The organism is Actinoplanes sp. NPDC048988 (genome assembly GCF_043197815.1).
Taxonomy (GTDB): domain Bacteria; phylum Actinomycetota; class Actinomycetes; order Mycobacteriales; family Micromonosporaceae; genus Actinoplanes.
In genome coordinates, this window is sequence record NZ_JBICTW010000017.1 from 90,357 (window position 1) to 107,464 (window position 17,108).

Annotated in this window: 11 protein-coding genes and 2 tRNA genes; 8 read left to right on the plus strand and 5 right to left on the minus strand. The window is 69.0% G+C overall.

The features are described from left to right. The first annotated feature begins 124 nt into the window (after positions 1 to 124). A complete protein-coding gene (locus tag ACGFJ7_RS37295; RefSeq protein ID WP_360247553.1) occupies positions 125 to 322 on the plus strand; it encodes a hypothetical protein in 198 nt (65 codons plus the stop codon). Positions 323 to 425: 103 nt separating this feature from the next. Then, entirely contained in the window at positions 426 to 1,856 is a 1,431-nt protein-coding gene (locus ACGFJ7_RS37300; RefSeq protein WP_392646671.1) for a tyrosine-type recombinase/integrase, read from the plus strand. A 102-nt stretch (positions 1,857 to 1,958) separates the two neighbouring features. Here ACGFJ7_RS37300 and ACGFJ7_RS37305 read toward each other — a convergent pair. Next, positions 1,959 to 2,031, minus strand: a tRNA-Arg gene (locus tag ACGFJ7_RS37305). A 41-nt stretch (positions 2,032 to 2,072) separates the two neighbouring features. Then, a tRNA-Ser gene (locus ACGFJ7_RS37310) sits at positions 2,073 to 2,162 on the minus strand. Positions 2,163 to 2,549: 387 nt separating this feature from the next. Between ACGFJ7_RS37310 and ACGFJ7_RS37315 the strand changes: the two genes are divergently transcribed. Further along, positions 2,550 to 3,977, plus strand: coding sequence for a hypothetical protein (locus tag ACGFJ7_RS37315; RefSeq protein WP_392646672.1), 1,428 nt, complete (start codon positions 2,550 to 2,552; stop codon positions 3,975 to 3,977). Here the strand turns inward: ACGFJ7_RS37315 and ACGFJ7_RS37320 are convergent. Continuing rightward, positions 3,964 to 4,728 (minus strand): CPBP family intramembrane glutamic endopeptidase, encoded by a 765-nt coding sequence (locus tag ACGFJ7_RS37320; RefSeq protein WP_360247547.1) that lies wholly within the window; start codon positions 4,726 to 4,728, stop codon positions 3,964 to 3,966. The genes ACGFJ7_RS37315 and ACGFJ7_RS37320 overlap by 14 nt on opposite strands. A 138-nt stretch (positions 4,729 to 4,866) precedes the next feature. Between ACGFJ7_RS37320 and ACGFJ7_RS37325 the strand changes: the two genes are divergently transcribed. After that, positions 4,867 to 5,982, plus strand: a complete 1,116-nt coding sequence (locus tag ACGFJ7_RS37325; protein ID WP_360247545.1) for a globin domain-containing protein — start codon at positions 4,867 to 4,869, stop codon at positions 5,980 to 5,982. On the opposite strand, the gene ACGFJ7_RS37330 is transcribed toward ACGFJ7_RS37325, so the two are convergent. Beyond that, positions 5,979 to 7,487: a peptide deformylase gene (locus ACGFJ7_RS37330; protein WP_360248281.1), complete on the minus strand. Its 1,509-nt coding sequence runs from the start codon at positions 7,485 to 7,487 to the stop codon at positions 5,979 to 5,981. The genes ACGFJ7_RS37325 and ACGFJ7_RS37330 overlap by 4 nt on opposite strands. A 373-nt stretch (positions 7,488 to 7,860) precedes the next feature. Between ACGFJ7_RS37330 and ACGFJ7_RS37335 the strand changes: the two genes are divergently transcribed. Next, entirely contained in the window at positions 7,861 to 8,580 is a 720-nt protein-coding gene (locus tag ACGFJ7_RS37335) for a ferric iron reductase (RefSeq protein WP_360247543.1), read from the plus strand. A 54-nt stretch (positions 8,581 to 8,634) separates the two neighbouring features. Here ACGFJ7_RS37335 and ACGFJ7_RS37340 read toward each other — a convergent pair whose 3' ends face one another. After that, the gene (locus tag ACGFJ7_RS37340) at positions 8,635 to 9,270 is read right to left on the minus strand and encodes a DUF4360 domain-containing protein (RefSeq protein ID WP_360247541.1); all 636 of its coding nucleotides are present in this window, start codon (positions 9,268 to 9,270) and stop codon (positions 8,635 to 8,637) included. 344 nt (positions 9,271 to 9,614) lie between these two features. On the opposite strand from ACGFJ7_RS37340, the gene ACGFJ7_RS37345 reads away from it, so the two are divergent. The 3 genes from ACGFJ7_RS37345 to ACGFJ7_RS37355 all read left to right on the plus strand — a co-directional run bounded on the left by ACGFJ7_RS37345 (position 9,615) and on the right by ACGFJ7_RS37355 (position 17,107). Further along, entirely contained in the window at positions 9,615 to 10,250 is a 636-nt protein-coding gene (locus ACGFJ7_RS37345; protein WP_360247539.1) for a DUF4360 domain-containing protein, read from the plus strand. Between the two features lie 337 nt (positions 10,251 to 10,587). Continuing rightward, positions 10,588 to 12,153: a DHA2 family efflux MFS transporter permease subunit gene (locus ACGFJ7_RS37350; RefSeq protein WP_360247537.1), complete on the plus strand. Its 1,566-nt coding sequence runs from the start codon at positions 10,588 to 10,590 to the stop codon at positions 12,151 to 12,153. Between the two features lie 178 nt (positions 12,154 to 12,331). Further along, positions 12,332 to 17,107: an ExeM/NucH family extracellular endonuclease gene (locus ACGFJ7_RS37355; protein ID WP_392646676.1), complete on the plus strand. Its 4,776-nt coding sequence runs from the start codon at positions 12,332 to 12,334 to the stop codon at positions 17,105 to 17,107. Position 17,108 lies beyond the last annotated feature (1 nt).

The window sequence follows — 17,108 nt, forward strand, 5'->3', positions numbered from 1 at the left end:
ATCAGCCAGTTTTTCGTCGGCCTGGCGAACGACAGGGGAGTCTCAGCGCCTACACAGCACGATCACAGAGATCGTCTGGTGCACTCCAGTCCCACCACCGCGGGGCGCGTGCGATGAAGGTCGGGTGAATCTCGCAGCGATTTCCTCAAGTCGCTTCTACGGCCCGGAGCCGAGCAACCGCGCCATCGTCGACCAACTGCTGATCTCAGCCCGGCCCGTGGTCACCTACCTGTCCCGCGTCTACTGCAAGACCGGCATCGAGGCCGGCATCAACGGTGTGCCCGACCCGCCCCAACGGCGGCCTGAGCATAGTCAGCCGTGACGGAAACCAAACCGCGCCATAGCGGCCGCCAGCTGCAGTGTCACTCCGCCGAGGGAGTCATACTTCCGCTCGCGCCCATCACGCTCGATGTACCGGATCGGTCGTGGAGGGCAGTGCGATGGCCAGTACAAACAAAACCTTCAAACGGTGTGGATGCCGCAACCAGCAGGGCAAGCGGCTGGAGCAGACCTGCCCCAGACTGCCTGAGCGTGGGCATGGTTCCTGGTACTTCCAGTGCTCGGCGCCGAACCTGTATGGCCGCTCCGAGCGGATCCGCCGGGGCGGCTTTCTCACCCAGAACGCCGCTCGGCAAGCCCGTGAGGACTGCCTGGCCGACAGCGCCGCACGGCGTTGTGGTGACGGCTGGACCCTGGAACGGTGGCTGCGGCACTGGCTGGACACCCGGACCCGGATCCGGCTGACGACCCGGCTGGCCTACACCCGCGACGTCGAGCTGGTGCTCATTCCCCGCCTCGGCCACTACCGGCTCAGTGATCTCGACGGGCCGCTGCTGCGGGCGGTGTTCGCCGAGATCGCGCAGACCACCAACGCCAAAGGATTGCCACAGTCACCGTCGGCACTGAACCATCTGCGCACCACCCTGCGTGCCGCGTTGAACCTGGCCGTCCGCGAAGAGCTGATCGCATCGAACCCGGCCCGGCACATCGAGATCGCCGGCTACCGGCGCCCACATGCCCAGGTCTGGACCGACGGCCGCGTCGAGCAGTGGGAACTCACCGGGGAACACCCGGCGGTTGCGGTGTGGACTGCGAAACAGCTCGCCACCTTCTTGGAGGCCAACGTCGAGGATTCGTTGTTCGCGTTCTGGTGGCTGGCCGCGCTGCGTGGTCTGCGCCGCGGTGAGCTCTGCGGCCTCAAATGGGCGGCCGTCGACCTCGACCGCGGGCTACTGGTCGTTGAGCGGCAGCGCACCACCGCCGGCTACACCGTCGTCGAAGGCGACCCCAAGACCGCCGCCGGGCACCGGGCCGTCGCTCTGGATAAGCACACCGTCAGCATCTTGCGCGCGCACCGCAGTCGGCAGCTCAACCACCGCGATCGCCGGCACGCTGCCGACAAGATCTGGATCGACTCCGGCTATGTGTTCAGCCGTAAGGACGGCCTGCCGATCAACCCGAACTACGCCACCACCCGATTCCGGAAACTCACCGAGCGGGCCGGGCTGCCCCCGGTCCGGTTGCACGACCTGCGGCACGGCGCCGCGTCCCTCGCGCATGAGGCCGGCGCCGACTTGAAGACGCTGCAGGATCTGCTCGGGCATTCCAGCATCGTGGTCACCGCAGACACCTACACCAGCGTGCTGCCCGATTCCCAGCGCCGTTGCGCGGACGCGACTGCCGCGTTGGTCCTCGCGGCGGCCCGGCACACCCGGAAACGGATTAAGGAGAAGGCGGCGAAGAATCGGCCCGCGGGGCGCGTCGAAAAACACACCACCCCGGCCGATAAGCCTGATCAGAAGAGCCGCCGCCGCAGGTCACGAGCCCGCAAACACCCGCACCGTCACGGACGGTGACGACCCCCATGTGTCACCCACACGCCACCCATCGTCCGCACAGGCCGGACAGCAAAATGGGCCTGACCCGCGTTTCCGCAGTTCAGACCCATCTCAATCTTGTGCGCCCGAAGGGACTCGAACCCCTAACCTTCTGATCCGTAGTCAGATGCTCTATCCATTGAGCTACGGGCGCTTGCCTTGGTGCTCGACCAGCATACACACCGGCCTCACACGCGGAGACTCCGGGATTCGAACCCGGGATGGGCGGTTAACCCAAACCGCATTAGCAGTGCGGCGCCATAGACCAGACTAGGCGAAGTCTCCCCGGTAGCCGCAGGGCTACCGACGCCTGAGAATACCGGACCGGCGTGGGGGCGCACAAAGCGGGCCACGCCGGGCGGGTCGTAGAGGTTGTCAACAGGTGAAATGTGCTCGTTGGGGCTAGGCTCCCACGGCATGGAGGAGAACCCGCCCAGTGAGCCTCGCCGGTCGCCGCGAGCGCGTAGCCCGCGGCCCTCGTTCAGTGCGACCGGGGAACCGGGGGCGCCGGAGAAGCCTGTGGCTCGGGCTCCTCGTAAGGCGGCCAAGGCGGCGCCGCCGGTTACCTTCCAGCCTCCCAGTGCCGAAGATCACCCGTCTGGGGGGTCTGCGCCGGCTGAGGGGGCGGGTCGGCCGCCGGCTAAGGGCGCTTCTCGTACGAGGGGTAAGCGCGTGACTGCTCCGCGCGATGAGCCTGCGGCCGAGGGGCAGCAGACTGTGCGCAAGGCCACACCACGCAAGCCGCGTCAGGCGCCTGGCCGGTCGCAGGCGGCGCCGATCTCGAACGATAGGACCGCGAATGCGGCCGAGGCGAGTGGGGCCTTGGCGGCGACGGCGGGCGCGGCTTCAGCGGAGAAGCCCGAGGCGGGCGCCGTTTCAGCGGAGAAGCCCGAGGCGGGCGCGGTTTCAGCGGAGACGCCCACGGTGGTGGACGAGGCTCCGGCGGAGGAGCTCAAGGCTGCGGGCGCCGGGGTGCGGGTACAGGAGCCGGCAGCAGGGGAAGCCAAGGATTCCAAGGCTGAGGAAGCCGGGGATGCGCGAGCTGTAGAAGCCGGGGATGCGCAGGCGGCGGGAGTGGGCTCGGCTGAGAAGGTGGAAGCAGCGGGTTCGGCCGATGGGCCGGGGGCGGTGGACGCGGTGGGTTCGAAGGCTGGGCCGCCGCGAGCGCGTCGGAGCCGGGCTGCGAAGACGGCGGCGACTGGTGGTGGTGTGCGCAACCGGGGGAAGGCTGCGTCGGGTCAGCATGTGCAGGAGGAGCTGATTCCGCAGGAGCCGACTGTGTCGGTTGCCGAGTTTGGGCGGGAGGCGCCGGCAGCCACCGTGTGGAAGGAGCCGGCCAGCCCTGTTCCGGGCGGGACTGATGCCGAGGCCGCGGTCCCGCGGAGTGAGGCTGAAACGCCGGCGCGGGAGCCGGCCGTGGTGGCTTCGCCGATTGAGGGTGCGGCCGTCGTGGCGGGTAGTGAGGTGGCTTACCCCGTACGGCAGGCGAAGGTTGAGCGGACTGATCCGTGGGCGGGGCTTGTCGCCGATCCGGCTCGGGCGCCGGAACTTCTGGCCATTGCGGCCGTTCAGACGCTGGGGCCCCGGGCGAAGGAGTGGGCCGCGCGCACCCGGGAGGCCTATCCGGCGGCGGGGACCGACGCTCTCGTTCGGCTGGCTACGCGGCAGTTCACGCGGTGGGGCAGTGTGACCGGGATTCTGGGGGCTGTCGCCGGGTCGTACGCGCCGGTGGCTCTGCTCGGGGCGGCCGCGCTCACCGACGCCGAGCTGGCGTTGCACATCGCGGCGGCGCACGGGCTGGATCCGACGGATGAGGAGCGGGCGGTTGATCTGCTCGTGATCGGGCGGGTGCACGCCTCGCGGGCCGAGGCGGTTGACGCGCTGGCCGAGGCGCGCCGGCCCGCGTACGACTCGAAAGAACCGCTCTGGCGTCTGGCGCGAATGCTCACGGCTCAGACGGCGGCCTGGGCGGCCGTGAAGGTCGTGAATCGCCGCTTTCCGGGTACGAGTCTGCTGGCCGCGTTCCTGGCCACCACCTCTTCGGCTCAGGCGACGGCGGCGCGGGCCGCCAAGTACTTCAAGTCGGCTAGATCCAGTTGAGCCAGGAGTCGGGGAGCAGGGTGTAGCCGACGAACGCGACCACGTCCAGCAGGGTGTGGGCGACGATCAGCGGCATCACCCGTTTGAAGCGCAGGAAGAACAACGCGAAGATCACGCCCATGACCGCGTTGCCGACGAAGGCGCCGAAACCCTGATACAGGTGGTACGAGCCGCGGAGCACCGCCGAGCAGACCACGATCCAGACCGTGGAGAACTGGAGCTGCCGGAGCCGGGTCATCAGGTAGCCGACGACGATGACCTCTTCGAGGATGGCGTTCTGGGCGGCCGACAGGATCAGCACCGGCACGGCCCACCACACGGGCTGCAGCGCGGCCGGCACGATCTGCGCGTTCAGGCCGAGCGCCGAGGCCACGTAGACCAGGCCGAGGCCGGGGATGCCGATCAGGGCGGCCAGCCCGAAACCCCAGCCGGTGTCGAAGGCCGGCCGGTCGAAGCCCAGGCCGAGCGTCCGGCGTACGGCAATATGGTCCCGAAGCAGGAGATACAGCGCCAGCGCGACCGGAATCAGGTCGAAGAAGATCCCCAGCAGCTGGTACGTCAGGTCGAGGTAGGGCCGGGCCGACTGTGACGCGTTCAGCACGGCCGCCTGGGACGACAGCGGCTTGCCGGCGGTCAGCTTCGCGATGAGCGACACCACGGCGTACACCGCGCTCTGGCCCAGCGACAGCAGCAGAACGATGATGATCTCGCCGGTCAGGAGCTTGCGGCCGGCCCGCTGATCAAGGGTCACGCGATAAAACTACTCACTCGTTCGATGGTCCCAGGCACCACCTAAACGGACTTATCGGGTCAAGGGTCACGGCGTGAATGGAGATGAGTCGCACGTTCCGTGCGTCGCCTATCCGACTGTTGTGACCACCCTGAATCCATGGGAGACCTCGGACGAATGCTCAAGGAGAGCTGGAGCCTCATCGAGGAGCATCAGGAAAAGGTCGCCGGTTACTTCTACGCGCGGATGTTCCTGTCGCACCCGGAGCTGAGGGATCTCTTTCCGGTCCACATGGACATGCAGCGCTCCCGGCTTCTCAACGCGATCGTCACCGCGGTGCAGACGCTCGAGGATCCGGAGAAGTTCGATTCGTACCTGCGCGGCCTGGGCCGCGATCACCGCAAGTTCCACGTGGAACCGGAGCACTACGAGGTGGTGGGCGGGGCTTTGATCGAGGCGATGCGGCAGTACGCCGGTGAGAGCTGGAGCGTCGAGTACGACCAGGCGTGGGCGGACGCGTACGCGGTCATCGCCTCGAAGATGCTCAGCGGCGCCGAGGCCGACACCAACCCCCCTTACTGGTACGCCGAGGTGGTGGCGCACGAGCGCCGGGCGCAGGACATCGCCGTCTTCACGGTCCAGCCCCTGCAGCCGCTGGAGTTCCGGGCCGGCCAGTACGTCAGTGTCGAATGCCCCCGAATACAGCCCCGGCTGTGGCGCACCTACTCCGTGGCGAACGCGCCCCGCCGGGACAACACGATCGAGTTCCACGTACGGGCCGTGGGCGCCGGCTGGGTCTCCAGCGCGCTCGTCCGGCGGCTGGAGGTCGGCGACATGATCCGGCTGGCCGCGCCGATGGGCTCGATGACCCTGGACCGCCGCTCGACCCGCGACACCGTCTTCATCGCCGGCGGCACCGGGCTCGCCCCGATCAAGTCACTGCTCGAGGAGCTGACCCGATACAACCGGACCCGCTGGGTGCACGTCTTCTTCGGGGCGCGCAACCGCGAGGACCTCTACGACCTGCCCGACCTCAACCGGCTCGCCGCCCGCTATCCCTGGCTCTCGGTGGTGACCGCGTGCAGCGACGACCCGACCTTCCCCGGCGAGCAGGGCCAGATCTCCGACGTCGTGGCCCGGTACGGACCGTGGAACGAGCACGACTTCTTCGTCTCCGGCTCGGGCCCGATGGTCAAGGCCACCCTCAAGACCCTGGCCGAGCAGCAGGTCCCCTCGATCCGCATCAAGTACGACAGCTTCTCGGAGATGGCCTAGTAGGCCCATGGCCGCTGATAGTCGGGCACCAGGTTGGACTCGGCGTTCATCCGGTCGACGTAGAGCCGGCCCTCCAGGTGGTCGATCTCGTGGGCCACGAGCCGGGCCATCGCCCGCTCGAACGTGGTGATCACCCGGGTGCCGTCGTAGCGGGCGTGCTCGACGTCGATCCGCAGCGGCCGCTTGACCAGCCCGCGGTAGTCGAAGAACGAGAGACATCCCTCGTACTGCTCGTCGCGTTCCGTCGTCTCGCCGACCACCCGCGGATTGATCAGCACCACCGGTTCCGGCGTGCCGTCGCCCGGGCGTACGACAGCGACCGCCACCGAACGCCCGATCTGCGGCGCCGATAGCCCGACCCCCTTGGAGAAGTCGTGCACCTGCTCGAGCCGGGTCAGCGCGCTCAGCAGCGCGTCGACCGTCTCGTGCGCCTCGACCTCCTCGCGGGGCAGCTGGAAGTGCCGGGCCCGCTGCCGCAGCAGCTCCGACCCGCGCTGCACGATGCCGATGTCGCGGGCCGGGCGGTGGCCGTTGCCGGTGTTGCCCGGGGCCACGGCCGGGTACGACGGCGCGTTCGCGCCCCGGAACCGCCACTCCAGCCGGTAGCGGGCGTTGAGCTGTGGCGCGTCGGTCGACCACTCGAAGACTGCCCGCTCGCCCTCGTCGTGCCGTTCCATCGGGGTCCGCACCGGCACTTCGGCCGCCAGCGACGTCTCGACGCCCCACACCTGAGGGTCGAACGCCACCGGGAAGTCGAGCCGCACGGTCAGCCGCCGGGTGGGCAGCCGAACCGCCCGCTGGAACCACTGACCCCACTTCTCGACGCCGACCGTGTACGCGTACTCGATCGTGGTGCGCTCGCCCGGGTAGAGGGCGAACTGGCCGCGCTCGTTGGCGAACAGCAGCCAGACCTCCTTGGACGCGTCCCGGTCGAGCTTGACCCGCCACTGCATCGGCTCGATCGCGTCGCCCTCGCCGGCGCAGGCCACCAGGGCCATCTCGTCGAACGAGAGCGGGTGCTCACGGTGGTGCCGGTTGGAGCCGGTGGGGTCGTTGGGGTAGCGGTCCACGGCGATCTTCACCAGGTACCGCGTGACCGGCTCGGAGCCCGCGTTGTAGAGCGCGCGGCGCACGCGGCAGCGGTAGGTGCCGTCCACGTACGTGAGCTCGGCGACTTCGCGCTCCACGATCAGGCCGGTGCCGGGCGGGAGCCACTGCACGGGCACGGGCGGATCGCGGTGGAGCGCCGTGCTGCGCGCGTGGCGCAGCTGGTCGTACTCCTGGAAGCGTTCCCAGATGGCGCCGCCCGCACCGAGGACCGCCTCGGCACGCCGGGCGAAGTCCTCGGTGGGCTTATGTCGGCGCCCCTCCACGTGGCTCACGTACGAGGGGTCGAACCCCATGCGCGCGGCGAGTTGCTTCTTGCTCATCCCGCGCTCGACCCGCCAGTGCGCCAACGCCGTAACGAATTGGTCAGCGGCCCGCTCGACGGGCGAGGTGGTCATCATCGATGTCCCCTTCGCGACGAGAATTTCAGTGTCGCCGCCGCGCGTGTCCGCATCGCGCTACTAGCGCGTTGCCGACAGATATCTTGACGAATCCGGCAACATGGGTGCCGAACGTTAGGCCACCCTTGCTGTGGGTATTAGTCCGAAAGTTCGGCTTGGTTAGGCTACCCTTAGAGGTGTACGGTGGGTCGTCATGACGGGGTCGTTTCGACCCTGGGGTGCCCACTCGATTTAGCGAGGTGAATGCGGTGACAGCTCCTCTCTCGTCGCCGCCGGCGGGCAGCGCACAGTGACGACGGCCCTGCACCGAGTGACACGCTCCGTCACCGTCCCCCGGCCCCTCGCTCCGGTCACCGCGACCCTTCGTGCCATGTTCGGCACGAGCACCGAGATCCCCGGCCTCGCCCCCGATCTGGTCGTCACCGACCCGGCCGGCTGGACTCCCGCCGCCACTCTCGCCACCGAAAATCTCGACACCCTCCTCGACTCGGCCCGCCGCCGCTGGAACGCCCAGCCGCACGCCGCCGCGGCCCTGGCCTGGAAGGCGTACACGTACTGGCTGGCGCTGCCGGCCGTGCTCGGCTGGGCTTCCGCCCGCCGCGTTCCGCTGCTCACCGGCGACAACGTCCTCGTGCACTTCAACGACGCACGCCCGCTGGTGACCCTCGGCCTGCGCGCCGACACGCCCGTCGCGGTCCTGCCGGGCGACCCGATCGCCATCGCCGGCCTCCCCGGCGTCCACGTCGTGGCGGACGAGGAAGCCCTGCTGGCCGAGCTGCGGGCCTCGCTGCTCGACAGCCACCTGACCCCGCTGCTGGACGCCATCCACGGCCGGGTCCGCCTCGGCAAGCGCACCCTGCTCGGCTCGCTGAGCTCCGGCGTCGCCCAGGGCATCCTCCGCTCGGCCGACGTCATCCCGGGCCCGTCCGCCGACAACATCGCGCGGCTGCACCGCGCGCTGGGCGTCGACGGCCTGATCGACCTGGTTCCCGGCCCCGGCGGCGAGCTCGAGGTTCAGCGCAAGACCTGCTGCCTGGCCTTCACCCTGCCCAAGCCGAAAGTCTGCAAGGGCTGCTGCATCAAGGGCTGACGGGCCGGGGAGCCCGGCCGGCGCGGAGGGCGGCCGACCGGGCGTACGAGTCGATCAGCACTTCTTCCAGGCGACGCGGTAGACGGTCTCGATGTTGCCGTCGGTCGAGTCCATGGTCAGGAAACTGGTCGTCTTGGGGCTGGACCAGCCCCGGCTCACCCGCAGCTCGGTGTTGACGTTGAGGTAGCGCTGGTCACCGCACCGCAGGAACGACAACGACTGGATACCGACGCTGTCGCTGCGGACCCAGTCACCGTCGGCCGGCCCGGTGAAGTTGTGGCGGATGCGCGTGGACTGTCGTTCGCCCTGGAAGTAGTAGTTCGCGCTCTGCGTACCCGAGGCGCCCTTCTCCAAGTGGGCGAAACCGCGGTAGTCGGCCCCGGCGATGGCGTACGTGTAGCCCTGCGGAACGTGCACGTTCAAGGCCAGCTGGCAGTTCTTGCGGAAGTCGGTCGGTTTGGTGCCGGCGCCGGTCTGTGCGGTGAATTGGCTGTACGTGACGGTGAACGCCTTGTTGTCGGGCGAGACGGTCACGTCGGCGCTGCCCCAGGGGCAACCGGAGCCGTTCGCGGCCGCTACGTCGATGACCATGTCGTCGCTCGGGATCGGCGCCGGTGCGGCCTGAGCCGCCGCCGCGCTCGCGGTCAGAGAGGCGAACAGGAGGGCTCCGGTGGTGAGTGCCTTCAGCATGGTGGTCCTTTCCCCGTGGGAGTTCGTCGTGTCGGCGGTGCACTTCGGAGAGACCCGCGCGACAGCCGTTATGTGAGCTTTGCGACATCTGTCGCTACGAAGAGCCTGTCAAGCGCGACGACCTGCGGAGCGCAAACGCGCAGGTCAAGACTGGTCAGCCGATCGCCCGGGGGCCGTTCGGCCGACGCGGATTCACACCGTGGTGGAGAGGTGATCATTTCGGGGTCAACCGAACGGGCGGCCACCTCCTCGGCCGGTCGGCCGGAAAGTGGCTGTTTCACCTCGCTGCTCCTCCACCTGCACAAACGTGCAAAAGGAACACTGCAAACTCGGGAAGGATCAGCATGCTGAAGGCACTCACCACCGGAGCCACCCTGCTCGCCTCGCTCGTGGCGACCGGCGCCCCCGCCCACGCCGCGCCCGCGCCGGGCCCGGCCGACGACATGGTCATCGACGTGGCGGCCGCCAACGGCTCCGGCTGCCCCCTCGGCAGCGCCGAGGTGACGGTGTCGCCGGACAGCAAAGCGTTCACCGTCACGTACAGCGAATTCACCGCGCAGGTGGGCCCGGACACCAAGCCCACCGATTTCCGCAAGAACTGTCAGCTGGCCCTCGATGTGCATGTGCCACAGGGGTACACGTACGCCATTGCCAGCGCCGACTACCGCGGATACGTCCATCTGGAGAAGGGCGCCACCGGTTCGGAGAGCGCGAACTATTACTTCCAGGGCGAGCGACAGTCCACGCGCATCAAACACGACTTCACCGGGCCGGCTGACGGTGACTGGGTCCGCAGCGACAGCGTCGGCATCCAGTCGCTGTCGTTCCTGCCGTGCGGCGAGGAGCGCTACCTGAACATCAACACCGAGCTGCGGGTCAATCGAGGCTGGTCCAGCCCCAAGGCGACCAGTTTCCTGACCATGGACTCGACCGACGGCAACATCGAGACCACGTACCACGTCGCCTGGCAGAAGTGCTGATCTGACTCGGCGGAAGCGGCGGGAACGGTCGCCCGATCGTTCCCGTGGCTCAGCCCAGGGCCCGCGCCACAGACCCTGCGCCGGTGGTTCTTCCGGCGCCGGGACCGCGGCTCACCGATAGTGACGTTCGACACGGCTCTCAGGTTGATCAATGCGTTGAGCTGGGATGTTTTCGCTGGTCCTCAGCCACCCGCGCAGGTGACTGGCAGAAGACTGACAAGCTGAAAACCTGATGCGGCTGATCGGTGTGTAATGCAACTATCGCCGTCTGCTGAGCGCGCGCGGCCCTTCTGACCTGCGAGCGCGTTGATGCCGGAAGCCAACCCTGGAGTTTTCCGTGACAGAGCAAGCCGCCGCGCCACCCAACAAGCTTGACGCTCATGTGTTGAAGATCGCCGGGGTCGTAGTCCTCGGCGCGATCATGTCGATTCTCGACATCACCGTGGTCAGCGTCGCCCTGCCCACCTTCCAGACCGAGTTCGACGCGACGTACGCCGAGGTCGCGTGGACCATGACGGGGTACACGCTGGCCCTGGCCACCGTGATCCCGCTCAGCGGCTGGGCCGCCGACCGGTTCGGCACCAAGCGGCTCTACATGATGGCGCTGCTGCTGTTCACGCTCGGCTCGGCGCTCTGCGCGACCGCCGGGTCGATCGAGCAGCTGGTCGGCTACCGCGTGCTGCAAGGTCTCGGCGGCGGCATGCTCATGCCGATCGGCATGACGATCATGACGCGGGCGGCCGGTCCGGACCGGATCGGGCGGCTCATGGCCGTGCTCGGCGTTCCGATGCTGCTCGGCCCGATCGGCGGCCCGATCCTCGGCGGCTGGCTGATCGACGTGGCCAGCTGGCACTGGGTCTTCCTGATCAACATCCCGATCGGCGCGATCGCGCTGGTCTACGCGTTCGTCGTGCTGCCCAAGGACGAGCCGCACCCGTCGGAGTCCTTCGACTTCGTCGGCATGCTCATGCTGTCGCCGGGTCTGGCGCTTTTCCTGTACGGCGTCTCGTCGCTCCCGGAGACCGGAACCGTCACGGCCGCCAAGGTGTGGGTGCCCATGCTCGTCGGCGCGCTCCTGGTGATCAGCTTCGTCCTCTACTCGTTCAAGCCGCGCCACCCGCTGCTCGACCTGCGGCTGTTCCGCAACCGCAGCCTGACGATCGCGACCATCTCGCTGTTCGTCTTCGTCATCGCGTTCATGGGCGCCGGTCTGCTCTTCCCGAGCTACTTCCTGCAGGTCCGCGGTGAGTCGACGCTGAACGCCGGTCTGCTGATGGCGCCGCAGGGCCTGGGCGCGATGCTGACCATGCCGATCGCCGGCATGCTGGCCGACAAGGTGCCGGTGGGCCGTACCGTCCCGTTTGCGATGGCCCTGATCGCCGCCGGCTTCTTCACCTTCACCCAGGTCGGCACCGACACGTCGTACGTGCTGCTGTGCGGCTCGCTGTTCGTGATGGGCCTCGGCATGGGCGGCACCATGATGCCGATCATGACGTCGGCGCTGCGGACGCTGTCGCACTCCGAGGTGGCCCGCGGGTCCACGCTGGTGAACATCCTTCAGCAGATCGGCGGCTCGATCGGTACCGCGATCATGTCGGTGATCCTGACCAGCCAGCTCAACGGCTCGGCCGAGATCCCCGGCCTGACCAACCCGAACAACGGCGAGCCGATCACCGAGGCCGGTGCGGCCATCGCCGTGCAGCAGGGCGCCAAGATCCCGCTGCCGCCGGAAATCCTTCAGCGGGGCCTGCAGTGGGCGGCCGACTCGTTCGCCACCACGTTCTGGGTCGGCTTCCTTCTCACCGTGGCCACGCTGATCCCGATCGCCTTCCTCCCGAAGAAGCGGATCGCGAAGAACGAGAGCGGCGAGGGAGCTGTCGAACCGCCCGTTCTGATCCATTAAGGATCGTTAAGAAGAGCGAGGCCCCGTTTCGTCGCATGGCGAGGCGGGGCCATGCTTTTACCTGCGGGAATGCCTATTCGTTACCTGAAAGAGAATTGAACGTCATTCGAGATCCATAATCTCCGACGGATCAACGTCCATCGGAGGACATATCTCTATGCGTCGATATAGACACAGCGTGGCCGCCACCGGCCTCGTCACCGCGCTCGGCCTGACGATGGCCGGACCGGCCGTCGCGGCCGACGTGACGCCGTACATCAGTGAGATCCACTATGACAACGCCGGCACCGACAGCGGCGAGGCCATCGAGATCCGGGCTCCGGCCGGATTCGACCTGAGCGGCTGGCAGCTCGCCCTCTACAACGGCGCCAACAACGCCGTCTACAACACCGCCACGCTCAGCGGCGCCGTCCCGGCGGCCGGCATGGTCGTCCAGAACTACCCCACCGACGGCCTCCAGAACGGCGCCCCCGACGGCGTCGCCCTGGTCAAGCCGGACGGATCGGTCGCCGAGTTCCTCTCGTACGAGGGCACGATGACCGCGGCCGGCGGCCCGGCCGCCGGCCAGACCAGCGTCGACCTCGGCGTCGCCGAGACCACGTCGACCCCGGTCGGCCAGTCGCTGCAGAAGATCGACGGCACGTGGCAGGGGCCGGCCACCAGCTCGTTCGGCACCGTGAACGGGACCACGCCGCAGGAGCCGGAGGAGCCGCAGCCCGGCTGCACCACAGCGGTCACCAACAAGATCGCCGAGGTGCAGGGCACCGGCACGGCCTCCGAGCTGGCCGGCACCAAGGTCACCGTCGAGGGTGTCGTCACCGCCGACCACCGCACCGGCGGCTACAACGGCGTCTACGTCCAGACGGCCGGCAGCGGCGGCGACCGCGCGGTCAAGGCGGGCACCGCCTCGGACGCGATCTTCGCCTACTTCACGACCAACACCGCGGTCCACCCGTCCGTCGCCGTCGGCGACCTGGTGCGGGTCACCGGCACGGTCAGCGAGTTCAACGGGCTCACCGAGATCACCACCGCGGCCAAGGCCGACGTGCAGGTCTGCGCGAGCAACGCGCCGCTGCCGGCCCCGGTCGCGCTGAGCCTCCCGCTGGACGACGCGGCCCGCGAGTCGGTCGAGGGCATGCTGGTCGCCCCGGTCGGCGCCTTCACCGTCTCCGACGTCTACAACACCAACCGGTACGGCGAGGTCGTCCTGGCCGCCGGCGACGAGGCGGCCCGCGTGCCGACCGACGTGGCCCGGCCCGGCACCGACGCCGCCGCCAAGGTGAAGGCCGGCAACAAGGCCGCCCGGATCCTGCTCGACGACGGCAAGAGCACCAACCTGTCGAGCGCCGGCCTCGCGCCGCCGTACCTCGCCAAGAACGACCCGGTCCGGGTCGGCGACACCGTCGAGAAGTTCGGGCCGGCCGTGCTCGGCTACAGCCTCAACGACTGGCGCCTCCAGCCGACCACCCCGGTCGACGCGGACACATCGGCGGCGTCGCGCACCACGTTCAAGGACACGAACCCGCGGACCAGCGCCCCGGCCGCCGTCGGCGGCGACCTCAAGGTCGCCAGCTTCAACGTCCTGAACTACTTCGTCCACTTCGGTGGCGAGGCCCGCGGCGCCACCGACGCGGCGGCGCTGGCCAAGCAGCAGGCCAAGATCGTCTCGGCGATCACCTCGCTCGACGCCGACGTGGTCGCGCTCATGGAGATCGAGAACTCGGTCCGCTTCGAGCCGAACGACCCCCAGAAGGCGCTCAAGACCCTGGTCGGCGCCCTGAACGAGGCCGACGGCGCGGGCACGTGGGACTACGTGCGCTCGCCGGCCGAGCTGCCGGGCGCGGCCGAGCAGGACTTCATCACCACGGCCATCATCTTCAAGCCGGCCAAGGTGGCGGCCAAGGGCCCGTCCCGGTCGCTGAGCGACGAGACGGTGTGGGCCAACGCCCGCGAGCCGATCGCGCAGACCTTCACGGCCGGGTCGACGACCTTCACCGTGGTCGCCAACCACCTCAAGTCGAAGAGCGCGTCGGTCGCGCCGACCGGCGACAACGTCGACACCGGGGACGGGCAGGGCGCGTACAACGGCGACCGGGTCCGGCAGGCGAAGGCGCTGGCCACGTTCGTCGACGGGCTGAAGACCTCCAGCGGCAGCGACGAGGTGCTGCTGCTGGGCGACTTCAACGCGTACACGCAAGAGGACCCGATGCGGGCCCTGTACGACGCGGGCTACAGCGACCTGCACTCCACGTTCGCTCCGGACAAGAACTCGTACGTCTTCAGCGGCGAGTCCGGCTCGCTCGACCACGCTCTCGCGACGCCGTCGCTGGCCAAGCGGGTCACCGGCGTGGACATCTGGAACATCAACTCGGGTGAGTCCTTCGCGTACGAGTACGACGGCTACGCGCCGTTCTACGCGCCGGACCCCTATCGGGCCAGCGACCACGACCCCGTGGTCATCGGCCTGAAGACCACGCAGGGTCCGGTCGACCTCCAGCTGCTGAGCGTCAACGACTTCCACGGCCGGCTCGAGCAGCCGACCGCCGGCAACGGCGGCGCCGCCCAGCTGGTCGGGATGGTCAACGCCCTGCGCGCGCAGAACCCGAACACCGCGTGGGTCTCGGCCGGTGACAACATCGGCGCGTCCACCTTCATCTCGGCCATCGACGGCGACAACCCGACGATCGACGCGCTGAACGCGGGCGGCCTGGCCGTCTCGGCGGTCGGCAACCACGAGTTCGACAAGGGCCTGGCCGACCTGCTGGGCCGCGTCGAGGACCGGGCGCAGTTCCCGTACCTGGCCGCGAACGTCTACAAGGGCGGCCAGCGGGTCCTGCCCGGCTACAGCGTGCAGACGGTCGGCGGCGTCAAGGTCGGCTACATCGGCGTCGTCACCGAGCAGACCAGGTCGCTGGTCAGCCCGGACGGCATCGCCGGCGTCGAGTTCCACGACCCGGTCGCCGAGGCCAACACCCTGGCCAAGCAGCTCTCCGACGGCAACGAGGCCAACGGCGAGGCCGACGTGCTGGTGCTGCTCGCCCACGAGGGCGCGGCCACCGCCAACATCGGCTCGGCCCAGGCGCTGCAGAACGACCCGGTGTTCGGGAACTTCACCAAGGTCGACGCGAACATCGACGTCATCTTCAGCGGCCACACCCACCAGCCGTACGCCTTCGAGGTTCCGGTTCCCGGCACCGACCGGACCCGTCCGGTCATCCAGGCCGAGGACTACGGCCTCAAGCTCGGCAAGGCCGTGCTGACCTACGACCCGGCCACCAAGTCGGTCACCAAGTCGACGGCCGAGCTGCTCAACGTCACCGGCTACCCGGCCGACGCCGCGGTCGCGGACATCGTGACCAAGGCCAAGGCGACCGCCGAGGAGCTCGGCAAGCAGCCGCTCGGCAAGATCACCGCGGACATCAACCGGGCCTACACGGCGGCCGGCGCCGAGGACCGTGGCGCCGAGTCGGTGCTGGGCAACTTCATCGCCGACGTCCAGCTCGACCAGACCAGCGCTCCCGGCCGGGGCGGCGCGCAGATCGCCTTCATGAACCCGGGCGGCCTGCGGGCGGACCTCAAGTACGGCACCGACGGCACGGTCACGTACGCCAACGCGTTCTCGGTCCAGCCGTTCGCCAACGACGTGGTGACCCAGACGCTCACCGGCGCCGAGATCAAGCAGGTGCTGGAGGAGCAGTGGCAGCCGGCCGGGGCGTCCCGCCCGGTGCTGCACCTGGGCTCGTCGAAGGGGCTCACCTACTCCTACGACGTGAACAAGCCGCAGAACTCGCGGATCATCGCCTCGAGCCTCAAGCTCAACGGCGTCACCCTCGACCCGCTCGGCGAGTACCGGGTCACCAGCAACTCGTTCCTGGCGGCGGGCGGCGACAACTTCGCCACCCTCGGCAAGGGCGACGACAAGGTGACCACCGGCGACAACGACCTGACCATGCTGGTCAACTACTTCGCCAAGTACACGCCGATCACCGCCGACCCGAAGCCGCGCTCCACCGCGGGCGTGCTCGACGCGACCGCGCCCACCGGCCGGTTCGCGCTCAACGGGGCGGCCGTCGCCCTCTGGGCCGGCCAGTCGGCGACGCTGACCCAGATCGCGCTCAGCGACGACGTCAGCGCCGTGTCCGCGATCAAGCGGGTGGTCACCTGGGGCGACGGCAGCGCGCCGCAGACCCTGGCCGCCGGCACGACGACCGCGACCCACAGGTACGCCAAGGCCGGCACGTACACGGTGTCGGTGGCGCTGACGGACGAGGCGGGCAACAGCGCCGCGGCCACGTTCATGGGCGCTCCCACGGTCCGGGCGTCGGCGCAACCCCCGGTCCGGACGGTGCTCGCGCCGTCGTCGATCTGGGCCAGGCAGTCGGCGTCGCTCGCCGTCGGCCCGGTGAACGGCGCGACCAAGCTGGTCGTCGCCTGGGGCGACGGGGCCACGGCCACCGTCTCCGCCAAGGGCGCGGTCCTGAGGCACACCTACGCCAAGGGCGGCGCCTTCAAGGTGACGGTCACGCCGTGGAACGTGGCGGGCACCGGCACCACGGTGACGGCCGGTTCGGTCAAGGTCACTGTCGACAAGGTCGCCCCGTCGGCCACCCTGACCGCGCCGCATCACGCCGAGCGGGCGTCGTCGTGGGGCAAGGTCTCCGGCCGCGCCGCCGACCGGGGCCTGGGCGTGGCCAAGGTGCAGGCGAAGCTGATCCAGCAGCGCTCGGGCAAGTGGTACTACTTCAACGGCGCCAAGTGGGTCAAGGCGGCGTCGCAGTCGCAGGCCGCGGCCAAGGCCAAGGTGCTCACCGACACCACGCTGAGCGCGGGCGCCGTCTGGAGCGTCGGCGTCAAGGGCGTCGCGAAGGGAACCCTGAAGGTCACCTACTGGGCGGCCGACAAGGCCGGCAACTCCTCCGCGCCGAGGACCTTCACGGCGAAGGTCACCAAGTAAC